Raw genomic sequence first — 14,650 nt, forward strand, 5'->3', positions numbered from 1 at the left:
TTGGCTTATGAAAGAATTTTTACAAGACTACGTTTTACCCAACATGTCAGCTATTTGGGGGGCATTGTTTGGGGCAATTGCAGCTATTTGGGGTTATATAAGAATAAAGCCAAAAGAAAAGTTAGATAACGAAGGTGGGAATCTTGAAAATGCTAAAAAGTCTCTTGAAATATCGGAAAGGATAGCTGATAGACTGGAAAAGCAATTGGAATCTTCAGACAGTATTATCGAGCAATTAAAAGAAAAATTATTGTTAGCCCTCGAGGAAGAAAATACTTGTAAGAAAGCTTTGAAGGCAATCCGAGAAGAACTAGCGCAATTCAAAATTCTGTTTGAGCAACAAAAGCATGAGCTTGAGGGCTTAAAGGACGAATGTAGGTTGTTACGATTAACTATCGAAGAAAATGAAAAGAATAATACTATCACTGATAATCTGCACGCTAATTAATTCGTGCGGATTATTCAAACGTACCGAAAAGAAGGTAGATCGCGTAAAAGTTGCTGCAGTAGTCGAGAAGTCTAGCGAGAGTAAAACGGGCGGTATAGAGTCTACTAACACTCAAACTCAATCTAAGTCTACAGAGCAGTCAAAAGAACGCCAGGAGCATGATATAAATAGCGACACGAAGCTAGAAGCTGACGAGATCAATATCGATAGCCAGGGGAACATATCGGCCAAAGGAGGGGCAAAACTGACGAACAAGACCAACACTAAGGGGAAAAACGAAAAGGACATTACCAAGCAGGATAGCACCGGAACTACTATACAGGCCGACAAAATCAGCTTCGAGGAATCAAATGATTGGTATAAAGAGCAATTTAAGTCTGATGACACTAAAAAGGAAACTGTATCATCACCCAGCGGTAAAGGGATCATCTTCGGAGCTGTATCGGTGTTGATTATTGTTTTCGGGGTATTGTGGTGGTTTGGGGTGAAAAGGAAAAAATAGTTAATAATTCCCCTTTGTTTTGGCTCCATAGGCGGTTTTTTGTTAAACACTTTTTTGATATGTAACTTTGCTACATGGAAATAGAACAAGTACTATCATATAATTTCTTCGTAGACGAAAGTAAATTAGTAGGAAATATTAACGTAATTCTTACCAACGGGCAAAATTTAGCAATTCATGCTAGAATGGACAAAAACCTTGATTATATATACACAAATTGTCATCCTGGAGACTATTCTAAAATTTGGGATTTTTGGTGTAATAATAATTCTAGTCGAATACCTGTCAAAAAAACAAGCCTCTGAAATCGAGAGAAATCAGAGGCTAAACCAATTATTCACACGGGTCGGATGACCTTAAATATGAAGTAGTTAAATATACCTATTTTATTCTATATTCCTAGTCGCTTCATAGAACTGCATTAACCTATAGTGAGCCGGGCATTTGGTGATATCCTTTTTCTTCCATAATTCACACTCTAGGAATTGAATTTCCAAAAACTTAGCAACGTCAACAACCTTTTGATGTGCGCCCACCTGTACAACTTCGGGGTACTCCTTACCCAAAAGCTCATTTTTCAAATCTTCAACCGTCATGGGGCAAATCTACCTTTTACTTTGTGAAAAACGACCTACTGATGGACGATAATCGAGAGGCCAATCTATTAAACCTCTTTCAATCATTGAAATAAATTCTTTCATTAGAGAATCGGTCAGCCATTCTGCAGGGTTATGTATGTTATAACGAAATTCACCCTCATTTGCGCCATATGGGACGTGAAATGAAATGTTTCCCAAATAAAACTTATTGCCATTCACAAACCACTGTCCCGATCCATTGGCAAAACTAACATCTACCACGATTCTTTCACCCTTAAAGTAGAACATTTTGGTTGGCTTAGTAAATCGGAGAATAAGAGCATCTATAATTGCTTCGCGGATGTCTTCAGCCAGCTCACCGTAAACATGTTCCCAGGTTCCCATGGTATCACGGAAAACGTAGATAGTGAACCCGTTTTTATGGGTTAGGGTATAATCCGTACAGCCTCGATATTTATCTTTTATCTCAAGCTTTGCAAACATTACTTTATTTCTACACCGGATCTCTAAAGGTTTCATGTCGCAAGTTTACTAAAAATATTAGCATATTTGCAATATGGGAAATGTTAAATTTAAAGTTTGGGATAATCCGCCTGACGGAGAAATAGCTAAATATGTTCGCAGTTCTGCATTACAGGCGTCCTGGACTTTGTCGGATATAGATGCAGGAAAACACATCTTACAAAACGCTTTCGGCGATTGGCCTGACGTGATGCAAAAGGAATTGTTACAATTGCGCGAAAAGTTTAAATCTCGTCTGTGATAGTCGGTACGTTGGTATCTACACCACCAGCAGCCATTACACGGAATGTGCGGTGCGCCTTCATTTCTCCACTGTACGGTTGCATTAAGGACTCGATTTCGTCACGGCCGTCCGCAAGCAACCAATTGTGGCGTTTATCTTCAGGGATGATCAAAGGCATGCGCTTACCCACATTATGGATGTCGGCCATAAAGTCATTTGCTTCGGTCGTGATAATAGAGAAGGTGTTATAATCTTGCCATTTATTCCATACAATACCGAGGGTGAAAATAGGTTGATCCTGCACCTGGACAAAGTAAGATTCGTTGTTTTTCTTTCCGTCCGTTGCATGTGGTTCAAAAAATCCTTTAACGTAGAGTAAGCCCCGTGTTTTGGTTATAGCGTTCTTGTATGAAGCTTTTTCGAAAATATCTTCACTCGTTGCATTGAGAGTATTTGCATACTTGTTTGCTTCTTCTTCGGACTTGACCCAAAACGGGATTAATTTCCACCTAGCCAAAACAATAGAGTCAATTTCGTTGTTCAGTGTAACAGGAAGGTAGGGACGGACAAAGCCCGATACATGGTAATAAGGGACGATTTCCTTTGATACATGCATTTCTGTAAAGAACTTCTGTAGTTCTGCATGGTTGGGAGTTGAAGCATGATAGCACATAATTTATTGACGTTTTAAAGCTATAAACAAATGCAATTCGAAAATGTTAGTAAGGCACTGTTAAAAGAACTATTGAGCAAAGGGTACAACATACTCACTTCAAACAATATGCTTTCGTCTGACATCGTTTATTGGTACCCTGAGAAGGTGGAAGATGTGCAGCAATATATCGAAACCAACGCGAATGAAGAACCTACTTTGCTGGTTATTCAGGACGCATTAGAAAACATAAGAGAACAGGATTTAGTAGGATTAGTATTTGTATCATGACACTAGAAGAAAGATTACAGTATTTTGAAAAGCATTTCGAGTTCTATAAAGACCCCGATTACTTTCGGTACAATTATGATCCCGAGCAGAGCGCCTGCCGGAACGAAGCCCTACGGACTGGAAACAGGGAGTTGTATTTGAAATTTATCAAGTACAAATATCCTGGGAAAGAAATCGAAGCAATGGCCGACTTTGATCAGGTTGAACTAAGAAGCATGGGGCGCGAAGAAGGGTTAAGGTTCTTTAAAGCGAACAAGATTAATGTGCTGAACGGTGATCTAGAATATTCCGATCCCGATACCATATTCAAAATGCTTACAGTGAAGGAAGCCGATTTGTTTTTCTATACCGAGGAATCTGAAATAGATTTGATAAACTCCTACAATACGCCTGAAGAAGTATTTAAAGTGCTGGATGTGATAACGGTGGATATGGCTTCGTTGCGTAAATAAAAATACCCCTCCCGAAGAAGGGGTACGCCAAATATTATATACTTCTGCTTTTCAACTTCACTTCATCACCAAGAATAACCCCCATATCTTTGAGATAGTCCATAAGTTCCGCAAGAGTTTTATGCCTAGTAAGCTTAATAATATTGTGGAGCTTTTCGCCATCTTCGACCAGGTGAATACATCTAGTGTGTTTAAAAGAATACAGAGTTTCACCTCTACTGATACCGCATGCTTCTTTAACAGGGATAAACATCTTACGGAAGTAGCCTTCATAAACTGGATTTGGCCCAGGCATTCCGTCCTTCGTGAATAAATAATAATGTTTATTGTAACGATCTAAATCTAATTCTGATAAGATACTTAGAAATTCATCATCTATCGGAATGTATTGCGTTGTGTTTTTTTTACTGTTTTCGCTTGGAACTTGTATTAATCTTCGATGCAGATCAATATCACCAATCTTGAGCAATCTAAGTTCAGCATCAGGGCGCATACAACTATAATAAATGAATCTACTGAATTGATATAAGTAGGGGGTATGCTCCTTCATACGCTCCAAAACCAAGCTAAACAGCCTATTATTAAAAGGTAAATTCCCCTTTTTCTGAACTGGAAGTCGCTTAATACCACTGCACACATTCTCTTTTAAATAATCTGATTTATTTTCCTTGAAGAATTGTAGAAAAGTATGTATAGCCTGCAAATACAGGTTATAAGTTTTGTTAGATAACTCTCTGTTGATTTTCGCATAATTTACAAAATCAAATATATTTTCCTTAGTTATCTGATCTATTCGTTTATGATCGATATTCTGATCAATCAAATAATTTTTAAAGACTAACAGTCGATCTTCGTAAGGTCCATAAGAGTTTTTCTTCAAGTATGATTTTGCAAACAACAGATATTCATCAATACATTTACAGATATTATATTTTTCGCTGTAACTATGATCCGAATAAAGATATTTCTCATACGGGTTAAAACCAGCTTCTAGTAATTCAGTGATTCCAGTTTTAACTAATTTTAATTGGGCAGTTCTTTCTTTCTTTGTATGAAGACAATTGATCGTATTAAAGACTTTAAATCTTTCATACATTTTACCATTAGGTTTTCGAAGTTCTTCGGGGATCAAATAATGATAAGAGACAAACCATTCTTTTGTAATATCTCCACCAGCATCGTAAGAATTAATCAGCTTGTAAGTAGGCATATGTGTCCGTTTTTTGTCAGTACGCTTACTAACAAGCTGATTATCAGGTTCAATTTTGTGGAGCTGGAGAGATTCGAACTCTCGTCCAAACATAGTATGATTTACGCTTTCTACATGCTTAGCTTCTCTTTAATTGTCGGGAGAGGGAAGGTGAGTCGCTTACCTATACCTTTCTCCGTATTTACTGTTTCTCACCGATGCTTAGTAAAATCACACCGGCCAGTTCTATAGTTCGATGCCCCAAATGTTAGACCGAAGAACATGACCTAACGGGACAAATAGCTATGTTAAGTCTAACTTAAGCAGCTAAGGCGTAGTTTTCTTCGCCAGTTAAAAGTGTGAAAGTTCAGATTAAAGTGCTAGACTAACAATGCACTGCATGCTTACATAACCATCGCTATCCTGTCAATTCCGGTCAGCCCCATAGTTATGTCCTGCAAATTTACACATATTATCCGAATCTACGGCAGGATATCCAGCAATAATTACCTATTACAAACAATTTTCATTATATTGTGTTGTAATATTCGTTAGTTAGTCATTAAAAGCAATAGAAATATGCCACTAAACAGTCAAAAGGACGCTGCTACTACGGAGAGCAAGCAAGAAACTTCGAAAGAACCAGTTAAGACAGGAACAACGGTGCCACCTACTACGCCGACTAAAGCAGCAGCAAAAGCTGCCACTACCAAGGGTCCTGCAAAAAAAGTTCCAACAGCTACTAAAAGCACATCAGATGTGGCGGCACCTGACGCTTCAACGAAAGCTCCAGCAGCTAAACCTGCAGTTGCAGCAAGTAAAACGCCAGCAGCCAAGAGTACAACAAGTGCGGCTAAACCTGCACCCGCGAAAACGACAACGACTAAACCTACCGTTACTGCAGCTAAAGCACCAGTAGCCAAGAGTACAACAAGTGCAGCTAAACCTGCACCTGCGAAAACGACAACGACTAAACCTACCGTTACTGCAGCTAAAGCACCAGTAGCCAAGAGTACAACAAGTGCGGCTAAACATACACCTGCGACAACAACAACTAAGCCTGCCGTTGCTGCCGCAAAAGCGCCAGTAGCCAAGAGTACAACAAGTGCGGCTAAACCTACACCTGCGACAACAACTAAGCCTGCCGTTGCTACCGCAAAAGCGCCAACAGCCAAAAGTATAACTAGCACAGCTAAATCTGCTCCTGTAGTAAAAGCGGATACCAATGCTGCAAAACCGGCAAAAGCAACTTCAACTGCTAAGAAGAAGACAGCAACAGTAGCGAGTAATAGCGCTTCAATTGAGGCGGTACCAGCAGCTGTAAAGAAGAAAGAAGATAAAATGAAGAAAAAAGATATGAAAAAGAAGGATGCTAAAGTAGAGGTCGAGAAAAAAAACAAGAAAAAAGTAGCTGAAAAATCAAAAGACAGCAAGTCTTCTGCAAAGGCTACAAAAAAAGATAAAAAGTCAGAGGCAAAAAGCAAAGCCAAAAAGTCCTCAAAAAAAGACGGCAACAAGAAAGACAAAAAGAAACAAGAAGCCTTGACCAAGCTAAAAGCAGTCATTAAAGACTTCTACAAAAAAGTCATGACTGACCAAAAGAAAAAGCCAAAGAAGAAAAAGTAATGATATAAAAAAAGAGCGGAAAAACCGCTCTTTTTTTATATCATTATATCATCCACTTAAAGAGACTCGCCCCCCAAGAGAACCCTGCACCAAATGCAGTCAACATTACCAAATCACCCGTTTTAATCTGTTTTAGGTTCTGCCATATACACAGCGGAATAGTAGCAGCAATAGTATTACCTAGGTATTCAATATTACTTAAAGCGCGGCCTTCCGGAATATCCAACGCACGACCTACAGCATCAATGATACGCTGATTAGCTTGGTGTGGCACCAACCAATTGATATCATTTATTGTCAACCCATTACGGTCCATCACTTGAAAACAAGCATCACTCATAGACTGTACTGCATGTTTGAATACTGTCTTGCCATCCTGCTTCAAAAAGCGCTTATCAGCCATCGCGTCCTCTGCATCCATAGGGTAGAGCGAACCTCCACCTTCTATATTCAAGAATGAGCGTCCTGAGCCGTTACTTCGTAAATATGCATCCATAATACCGCCTTCTGTAGATGGCTCCAACCACACCACACCAGCTCCATCACCAAAAAGAATATTGGTAGAGCGGTCATGTATATCTACATAAGTGCTGATATTATCCGCACCCACAACCAATACATTTTTATAACGTCGCGTTTCGATTAGCGAAGCTCCCAAATCTAGGGCATACAAGAAACCCGAACATGCCGCATTCATATCAAAAGCCCATACATTATCTAGACCCAACTTATCCGCTATAATATTAGCAGTAGCGGGCATTGGCATATCTGGTGTCGACGTCGCCACCAACAATGCATCTATATCATGAAGATTCTTGTTGTACTTAGCTGCCAAATCCTCAATCGCCCTCACCGCCATATCCGATGTTGCTAAATCCTCTTCTAGAATTCTTCTCTCTTTGATTCCAGTACGCTTCACAATCCACTCGTCCGAAGTATCGCAGATTTTCTCTAAATCAGAATTAGAACGGGTATTCGCTGGTATATAACCACCAATACCAGTTATCGCTGCATAAAGTCTATTCGGTACACCTACACTCATAAAAATCAGTAATCACATTAAATGCTTTTCAGCAGTCAAAACAAATTATTTTGTTATATCACTTAATGGGTTTATACATTCAATGCTCATTAAGAGGCGTAAAAATAGACTTTTATTCCACAGTAGAAGAAAATAACCGATGATTTTGACAATTAGTTTACCGAAAAACAATCTATTTAGAATCGTTCTACGGATTTAATTTACTATTATATCGAGCGGTTTATAGCTGTCCAAATTTTATTCTAAATAACACCCTTTATCACGAATTTTAAACCGACCACGCTATTCCATAATAGTACTTGTAAAACAACCACAAATCTTTTATTTTTGGTTTCCTTTTCGGGATGTAGCGTAGCCCGGTATCGCGCCAGCATGGGGTGCTGGAGGTCGTCGGTTCAAATCCGGCCATCCCGACCAACAATAGGAAGCTTTCTGTTCAAGACAGAAGGCTTTTTTGTTTTGTAGACCGACAAAAGTTTATCCTTACGGGTGACTCAAAATAAAAAATCAATACCTCTAGAGAGAAGTTCATTCCGTTGTCCCCACATAAGAATGGATTAGTTTTACACACATTTATAATACATGAATACGAATTGTAAATGTCCAAAGCATGTTTATTATTTCTTATTTATCTTGGTCCGATGAAATGTTTGCTACTATTCATTAGTCTTTTTATAAGCGTCAGCATCGCTACCGCCAATATGGGCGTCCCCTATCATGAAGGCTCTACACATTCTGCCATCTACGGGAGAGACTGCTGCGTTGTCTCAAGGGAAAAAATAAACATTGATATCCACAACCGTACAGATTATGAAAATCGCCTCTATGCTGCATTTCATATCCGCTATAATATAGAAAGCGACAAGGAGCAGACCCTGCCGTTACTTTTTATTGGCAAGAGTCTTTCCCAAACAAAACATATAATCATCAACCAGCGGGCCATCACTTCTGTATCCATTGATAGTCTATCCCTATCCCGCTATCCCTTTTTGAGTAAGGATAGCATTAATGGATTCTACTACGCCCAATATACGGCCGATGAAAAAGTTCCCGTAGAACTAGACGAACTAATTTACTTCAACGCGCCGCTTCAAAAAGGCAGCAATACCATAGTCGTAGAATACGAAGCCGACTTTGTGTACAACAACTACGGCTTTACTGATGACTTTCAGGTTACCTATTCCCTCTATCCCTCAAGATTCTGGAAGTCATTTGGTCCAATCGAACTAAACCTTAATCTCAACAACTTTGCTGAGGTTACAGAGTCAAACCTTGGCAAAGCCAATATACATGAAAACACTTATTTGTGGGAGATCAACGACCTAGAGCAGGACATCAAGATCATCATCAACTACAAATCCTCTTGGTTGGCCAAAGCCTTATTAGTCATATCGCCTGCGGGCATTGCATTATTTGCTGCTTTAGTTTTGTTCTATCTCCACTACCGATGGATGAACCAGACTAAAAGACGCACTTTGATAAAATGGTTAGGCATTTTCCTTGTTCCTATATTCACTATCATCATCTTTCTCCTAGCATACCCATTCATAGACTATGTAATGGGCCAACAGTCCAAACATGGCTATGTTTTTCTCGTTGTATTATATTATCCAGCGGCCGTATTATGCTATGGCATATTAATAGGACTCGCAAACTTCATATTTCGAAAAAAATGAAAATCTCTTTCTTAATTCTTTTCTGTATCATAGTTTTCACTTCAAGCATCGGTAGAGCTACAGCGCAATCTGCCACTACAGATCAAACAGCGGCTATAGCCAAAAGTGCAAAATCATTCTACGATTGGTACTTCCAAAACGACTTCCCTTATTATGAGGTGATTCGTGCCAAAAATGGTAAATGTAAATTAGATACAGCTTCTTTCTTCAGCAAACTAAGAGCATTAGGCACCATCTCAGAACTATTTATAGTTCGAGAAGGAAAACGTGTAAAAGACTGTGCCGACTTTATGGCTTCTGTAGACTACACAGAACATGAGGCGGCCGATGCATACGAATACGACATCCATTGTTCTGATTTCTACTATATGTACTGGATTAAAAGTCAAGAAACACCAAATAGCTTTGCTATCAAGAATGTAAAACAACATGGGCCGCAAGAAGGCACTGCCGACGTCTACGTAAACTATGGTGGTGCAGATGAATACCTCGTCACTATCAGTTTAGAGAAGGAACAGGGCAACTGGAAGATAATAGATATCAATACTATAGAAAAGGACGAGGCGTCGCTCATAAAAGCAAGACCCTTAATAGAAGACTTTATCCCTCACGGATGGAAGACTATCGTACACGAGAGCGGAGACCTCAATAAGGATGGCATAGACGACCATGTGATTGTTATTGAAGACACCAAAAGCGAAAATTTCAGGATAAACGATCGCCTGGGACAAGACACACTCAATCTCAATCCCCGTTTGATTATGGTATTTTTAAAAGAAAAAGATCATGGCTACACACTGGCTGCACAAAATGCTATCGGATTTATCCCCTCTGAGAATGACGAAGAATCCACCTGTCTGGCCGACCCCTTAATGACAGAAGGAGGGATAACCATTCAAAAAGGAATCCTTATCATTAGCTTCCAGTATTGGCTCAGTTGTGGTTCTTGGTATGTCAACAATGCGGATTACAAATTCCGCTACCAAGACGGAGAAATGAAACTTATTGGGTTTGACCATTCCGAATTTCACCGCGCCTCTGGTGAGCAGAGCAGTACCAGCATCAATCTTTCCACAAAACAAATGGAGCATACCACTGGGTACAACATGTTTGATGACAGTGCCTCCAAACCCAAGAAAAGCAAGAGTAAGTGGAAAGGAGAGAAGGGGTATACCCTAGACCAGTGTAGTCCTAACACTTATTTCGAACTACTCGATATCAAATAAACACACTGCTTTTCACCTTATAGCTCGTCAACTTATGTTGCAAGTCCGCGATATAGAGCTCCAATTCGTCCTTTGTGTCTGCCTTTAGACGCATTTGACTAGCAAACATATATTTTCGCGAATGCTCTCCGCTTCTTAGAATCACCTGAAATCGTCCAGTATAACCGGGCTGTCGTGCTGCGCGTTCTATGTAAAAAGTAACCTCATCAATATCAAATAGTTCATATCGTTTAGGCCACAGACTATTTATTTTCAACTGTTTGTTCGTTATTGTAAACGGCTGCGGATCAACTCCTGCCTTACGTAAAAGCCAAAGAACAGCTCGCACTCCTAATGTTAGACTTAGAATAATCCAGATAAACCAGTAACTGTTTTCCCTATGTACAGTCTTTGCCTGAAGTACCTCTTTACCTTTCACAGGAGTCATTTTTTTATCTCGAATCAGCCCACGTATATCATCAGTTCGGATGTCTTTTTCGAGTAACTTATTAACTGTAGTTTGGTCAGTAATACGGTATATCGTTTTGCGGATACCTTGGTTGTTACCGAGTTGATCAAAATAGAAATAATGGTTACCATTTTTCCATACAGCACCAAATTTATAGTTTACCGGCCCCACCTTTTGCCATGCCGTTGGGTCAACGGGTTCATCCAATTGAAAAATATGGGTGGATTGAGATTTAAGCCCTGGATCACGTCGTCCGCCCCAGTGTTCGCTCGTTTCTAAATAAAAGATCCTTTTGTTGTCCGAAAAAATCAACGGTTCGATCTCCGTAAAGTTCGATTCGTTGAAAGGATTTTCGTCTATACGCATCACCTTCTTTTGAATTGCATCATAATAAAATATACCAGACTTACTTAAAAAGAAGCTGTGAAAAATATGGCCTCCATGCAGGGATAGCTCTTTATATGGAGCATAGCTCTTATCAAAAGGTATTTTATTTACATAAACCATACCTTCTTTAGGATCTACAAGGTAGTTTTCTTGATTTTGAGCATCGAAAGCAAGTGCATGCAATTCGTTGTTGGCCTGTAGCGGGAGAAGGTCGTTCTTATAATATACATGTTTGTCGTCTGCAAGATAAACGAAGCTATAACGAATATCACCGTCATTGTATAACATCGGCAACTGCTGTAAGGATAACGGATCTGCTTTCGGTAAAAGCTCTCCTTGATAGTAAACCAATTTGCCATTTGTTGCAGCACGTGCACGTAATAATGGGCTGTATACCGTATTACCCTCTTGGAGATATTGGAGTGGATAGATATCCTTTTGTGGCTTATCGACTAATCCTGCACCATATAGTATTTTTTCTAGCACGAAAGCAATACCTGATAGATCATGATTGGGCACACTCATGGGGGCGCAGTAGCAGGTCATTTTGCCATCAGTAAAATATCCTTCCCCCAATGCTCTAGATGTAACTGGATCAAATCCCTTCACGATTCTGTTACCACAGTAGGCATTATTCTTATCTACTGCAAATTGGCGATTGGAGATATGTTCGTCTACCTCCCGAAAGCTAGCGACATCCGCTTCCTCAATCAGATAGTAACCACTACTGGGCACCACGGCATAAATCCGATTATTATAATTTGTAAAGACGCCATTGATCTCCTTACCATCCCGATATAGATTACTTAAATTGGGGTCACCTCCAAATTCACCTAGCAAGAGCAAAATCGCTACAGTTAATAAAACTATCAAAAATAGAATACCTGTTACCTTTATCACCTTGACACCATGCTCTTTCATTTACTTTTATCTTTTTGTTTTTAAGCTCGTATTTAATTCTTAAAGACCAATCCCCTTATGTCTCATACTAATACAATTGTCCCATAACTACCCAAGAATAGTATTCTCCCCCAACTAGATTTCCCTACTAATTAGCGTAAAAGTAGAGTAAAAAGCCACAGTCTCCTAGCTATTTTATGATTCGCTCCCCTCAGTTTACAATTTGTTACGGATTGTAAACTGAGGGGAGCAAATTGTAAACAGATAAATTGACTCGAGCCTTGTTTTAGCATCTTTGCCCCAATATGTTAAGAAAAAAAAGCCTTACCCTAACAGCTGAAGAAGAGGCAGGTGCAGAGTTTACGCCAACACAGATTCTATTTAGAGCCCTCAATCAGCGCAACTATAGACTAGCAATTGTATTGATTATTCTTGCGATTATAGTTCCTGCAGCTATTTTCATGGCTATTGTAATACATTATAACATTACCGATTTGAGTAGGGGGCAGGTCATATCCTTTCTGGCAGTAGGTGGTATCATCTCATTTTTTATCGTAGCTTTTATCTTCTCTAAATTCTTGGCAGAGAATTTCACCATGACCTTCCATAACAGTTGCATTGCAGTTCAGTCTAGCAACACAATCAGTAATTTTGATTTTGTCCATCTCGAAAGCTTTCAAATATGGAATAATTCCGACTATTCCAAGCTTATTATCCGTCATGACAATCAGGTCATAAAATACCACGTTGGATTTGCTAATCTCATCAAGACAACCCCTATTTTAGCAGCAGAAGACACACTAGACATTGTCTTTAGCCCACAGCTCGGCTTTACCAAGCACATTGCAAACCAAAAAGGCATTAATATAATTACCTATACCACCTAGAAGTTTTTTTCTAACAATCGACGCTTCCACTCAACCCCATTAGACCGTTTTTTCAACGGGCTGTAATCACTAACCATAGTCTTGTTGCTTCCAGGAGGGAGGAGCACCATTAGCCTTGCCAAACTTAGTGTGGGCATCAGCATAAGCCCCCTTCGATCGCCAGACGGAAACCACCAGTCAGGCGGATCGTAAACTGGAAAAAGCGGATTGTAAAACCATCGTTGTATTCCCATTCTTATTACATTACTTTGAAACACAAATCAAACTATCAATGGGAAAATCCACAATCTCTAAAAAGAAAAAAACAATGTTTATCCTTCTGGCGGCAGCGAGTATACTGCTCATATTTGTATTTGTTGCAAACGCAATTTACGTCAAGCAAAATGAGACTCTCTTATACAAAATCCAGCAGCACCTTACATATAATAGCGAGGACTGGGCAAACTATGAGAATAACCAAAAGATCTTAGCCAGTAATCCCCCGAGTGAATCGGCTATTACTGAAGTTTTGGCAGCACCGGACAAATATGATTTATACCCGGTGAACCTAGAAACAGTGCCTGAAAAATTCAAAAAAGAAGAAATTGAAAAGATAAGGAAGGCTAATTTCGCTGCATTAAGGGCTGCGAAAAACGGACCTGACAATGAAGATGCCCAGACTGCATTAGTTCGTTTTGTAGGTGAACAGCTGACCGAGGCTATCATTCATCAAAAGCTAAATATCAAAGTTGGCACATGCTACGAAAACCCAGAAAAGGAGAATAACTTCCAGTGTGTCAGCTGTATGATTCTACTGTACAATAGAGATAAAAACAAATGGGTAGAAGCCCCTAACGGTGACAATTTTATGCGCAATGCCTATGATTTCGCTCAAGGTTCCGAGGGGGGCATCTGGGAGGCCCGCGACCTCAGCATGCGCATCCCATTTGACAATGCGTTATTCAAAAAATACAGTCCAATAGGCATCTATAAATAACCATTAAAACTAATTATTCTAGTAAACAAGATATGTTTAGATTTTTTAAAGAATTATTCAATACACCCAAAAGCAACCTGGAGGAAGAGCTAATAACAACAACGACCAATCCAGACACCGTGCTTAGTGATCTTGTCTGGGCTTTCCAACGTAAGCCTTACGATTCGCAAACAGAGTTTGATGAAGAGATCTCACGCTATCAAAAAGACATACTTCGAGCTCGGGCCTACTGGAAGGGGGACGAGACTGTCATCCATGCCCCAGAGATAGAAATCTGTTACGAAGCTTGGATTACAAGTATAGACGATTTAAAATCCAATGAAGAGTTACTGGATGACAAAGAGGAGGTTTTTGATGAAGACAACGAAGAAGACGGTTTTTTCCAGGTAGAGATTTCCGCTAAACTACAGGCAGCTAATGGCAGCAGCTTCTCCGCTTTGGATATCATGTACCAAATGGAACATCAAGTAAGCAACAAGGAGTTGGGCGACCATATCTTCTTCGAAGGATTCCGTCGCGCACAGGACTATAACGGGCCTCTTCCATTGTACCATATGGTATGTGGGAGTTAGTCGCCCAGTATCTTTTAAACTACTAAACTTTA

The 14,650-nt window shown here is 39.6% G+C and carries 17 protein-coding genes, 1 tRNA gene and 1 other RNA gene; 11 read left to right on the plus strand and 8 right to left on the minus strand.

Annotated features, from left to right (window positions below; genetic code table 11):
* Positions 1-7: 7 nt before the first annotated feature.
* Together CLV99_RS04960 and CLV99_RS04965 are read left to right on the plus strand one after the other, a co-directional pair.
* Complete coding sequence (locus tag CLV99_RS04960) at positions 8-448, plus strand: hypothetical protein (protein WP_133583374.1); 441 nt, start codon at positions 8-10, stop codon at positions 446-448.
* A complete protein-coding gene (locus tag CLV99_RS04965) occupies positions 405-950 on the plus strand; it encodes a hypothetical protein (RefSeq protein ID WP_133583375.1) in 546 nt (181 codons plus the stop codon). Before CLV99_RS04960 ends, CLV99_RS04965 begins: the two co-directional genes overlap by 44 nt.
* Before the next feature lie 386 nt (positions 951-1,336).
* On the opposite strand, the gene CLV99_RS04970 is transcribed toward CLV99_RS04965, so the two are convergent.
* The 3 genes from CLV99_RS04970 to CLV99_RS04980 form a co-directional block, all read right to left on the minus strand.
* Positions 1,337-1,546 (minus strand): DUF6965 family protein, encoded by a 210-nt coding sequence (locus CLV99_RS04970; RefSeq protein WP_133583376.1) that lies wholly within the window; start codon positions 1,544-1,546, stop codon positions 1,337-1,339.
* A 9-nt stretch (positions 1,547-1,555) separates the two neighbouring features.
* Positions 1,556-2,068, minus strand: coding sequence for a hypothetical protein (locus CLV99_RS04975; protein ID WP_133583377.1), 513 nt, complete (start codon positions 2,066-2,068; stop codon positions 1,556-1,558).
* A 227-nt stretch (positions 2,069-2,295) separates the two neighbouring features.
* Positions 2,296-2,967: an SOS response-associated peptidase gene (locus CLV99_RS04980; protein WP_133583378.1), complete on the minus strand. Its 672-nt coding sequence runs from the start codon at positions 2,965-2,967 to the stop codon at positions 2,296-2,298.
* Between the two features lie 30 nt (positions 2,968-2,997).
* Between CLV99_RS04980 and CLV99_RS04985 the strand changes: the two genes are divergently transcribed.
* Together CLV99_RS04985 and CLV99_RS04990 are read left to right on the plus strand one after the other, a co-directional pair.
* On the plus strand, positions 2,998-3,237 hold the full coding sequence (locus tag CLV99_RS04985) for a hypothetical protein (RefSeq protein WP_133583379.1): 240 nt from the start codon (positions 2,998-3,000) through the stop codon (positions 3,235-3,237).
* Positions 3,234-3,689: a hypothetical protein gene (locus tag CLV99_RS04990; protein WP_133583380.1), complete on the plus strand. Its 456-nt coding sequence runs from the start codon at positions 3,234-3,236 to the stop codon at positions 3,687-3,689. Before CLV99_RS04985 ends, CLV99_RS04990 begins: the two co-directional genes overlap by 4 nt.
* 34 nt (positions 3,690-3,723) lie before the next feature.
* Here the strand turns inward: CLV99_RS04990 and CLV99_RS04995 are convergent, their stop codons facing one another.
* Positions 3,724-4,899: a tyrosine-type recombinase/integrase gene (locus CLV99_RS04995; RefSeq protein WP_133583381.1), complete on the minus strand. Its 1,176-nt coding sequence runs from the start codon at positions 4,897-4,899 to the stop codon at positions 3,724-3,726.
* Positions 4,900-4,954: 55 nt separating this feature from the next.
* Positions 4,955-5,322, minus strand: a transfer-messenger RNA (tmRNA) gene (ssrA, locus tag CLV99_RS05000).
* A gap of 135 nt (positions 5,323-5,457) precedes the next feature.
* Between ssrA and CLV99_RS05005 the strand changes: the two genes are divergently transcribed.
* Complete coding sequence (locus tag CLV99_RS05005; protein WP_133583382.1) at positions 5,458-6,504, plus strand: hypothetical protein; 1,047 nt, start codon at positions 5,458-5,460, stop codon at positions 6,502-6,504.
* Positions 6,505-6,547: 43 nt separating this feature from the next.
* On the opposite strand, the gene CLV99_RS05010 is transcribed toward CLV99_RS05005, so the two are convergent.
* Positions 6,548-7,546, minus strand: coding sequence for a beta-ketoacyl-ACP synthase III (locus CLV99_RS05010; protein ID WP_133583383.1), 999 nt, complete (start codon positions 7,544-7,546; stop codon positions 6,548-6,550).
* A gap of 340 nt (positions 7,547-7,886) precedes the next feature.
* Here CLV99_RS05010 and CLV99_RS05015 point away from each other — a divergent pair.
* The 3 genes from CLV99_RS05015 (at position 7,887) to CLV99_RS05025 (ending at position 10,448) form a co-directional block, all read left to right on the plus strand.
* Positions 7,887-7,963: transfer RNA gene (locus CLV99_RS05015), tRNA-Pro, on the plus strand.
* 224 nt (positions 7,964-8,187) lie between these two features.
* A complete protein-coding gene (locus CLV99_RS05020) occupies positions 8,188-9,222 on the plus strand; it encodes a hypothetical protein (RefSeq protein WP_133583384.1) in 1,035 nt (344 codons plus the stop codon).
* The gene (locus CLV99_RS05025; RefSeq protein ID WP_133583385.1) at positions 9,219-10,448 is read left to right on the plus strand and encodes a hypothetical protein; all 1,230 of its coding nucleotides are present in this window, start codon (positions 9,219-9,221) and stop codon (positions 10,446-10,448) included. The genes CLV99_RS05020 and CLV99_RS05025 overlap by 4 nt, the downstream gene beginning before the upstream one ends.
* Here the strand turns inward: CLV99_RS05025 and CLV99_RS05030 are convergent.
* Positions 10,441-12,204: a DKNYY domain-containing protein gene (locus CLV99_RS05030; RefSeq protein ID WP_133583386.1), complete on the minus strand. Its 1,764-nt coding sequence runs from the start codon at positions 12,202-12,204 to the stop codon at positions 10,441-10,443. The genes CLV99_RS05025 and CLV99_RS05030 overlap by 8 nt on opposite strands.
* A gap of 284 nt (positions 12,205-12,488) precedes the next feature.
* On the opposite strand from CLV99_RS05030, the gene CLV99_RS05035 reads away from it, so the two are divergent.
* A complete protein-coding gene (locus tag CLV99_RS05035; RefSeq protein WP_133583387.1) occupies positions 12,489-13,070 on the plus strand; it encodes a hypothetical protein in 582 nt (193 codons plus the stop codon).
* Here the strand turns inward: CLV99_RS05035 and CLV99_RS05040 are convergent.
* The gene (locus tag CLV99_RS05040; protein ID WP_133583388.1) at positions 13,067-13,303 is read right to left on the minus strand and encodes a hypothetical protein; all 237 of its coding nucleotides are present in this window, start codon (positions 13,301-13,303) and stop codon (positions 13,067-13,069) included. The two genes, CLV99_RS05035 and CLV99_RS05040, sit on opposite strands and share 4 nt — an antisense overlap.
* A gap of 38 nt (positions 13,304-13,341) precedes the next feature.
* On the opposite strand from CLV99_RS05040, the gene CLV99_RS05045 reads away from it, so the two are divergent.
* Together CLV99_RS05045 and CLV99_RS05050 are read left to right on the plus strand one after the other, a co-directional pair.
* Complete coding sequence (locus CLV99_RS05045) at positions 13,342-14,046, plus strand: hypothetical protein (RefSeq protein WP_133583389.1); 705 nt, start codon at positions 13,342-13,344, stop codon at positions 14,044-14,046.
* Positions 14,047-14,078: 32 nt separating this feature from the next.
* The gene (locus CLV99_RS05050) at positions 14,079-14,618 is read left to right on the plus strand and encodes a hypothetical protein (RefSeq protein WP_133583390.1); all 540 of its coding nucleotides are present in this window, start codon (positions 14,079-14,081) and stop codon (positions 14,616-14,618) included.
* Positions 14,619-14,650 lie beyond the last annotated feature (32 nt).

This window comes from Sphingobacterium yanglingense, assembly GCF_004363245.1.
GTDB lineage: Bacteria > Bacteroidota > Bacteroidia > Sphingobacteriales > Sphingobacteriaceae > Sphingobacterium > Sphingobacterium yanglingense.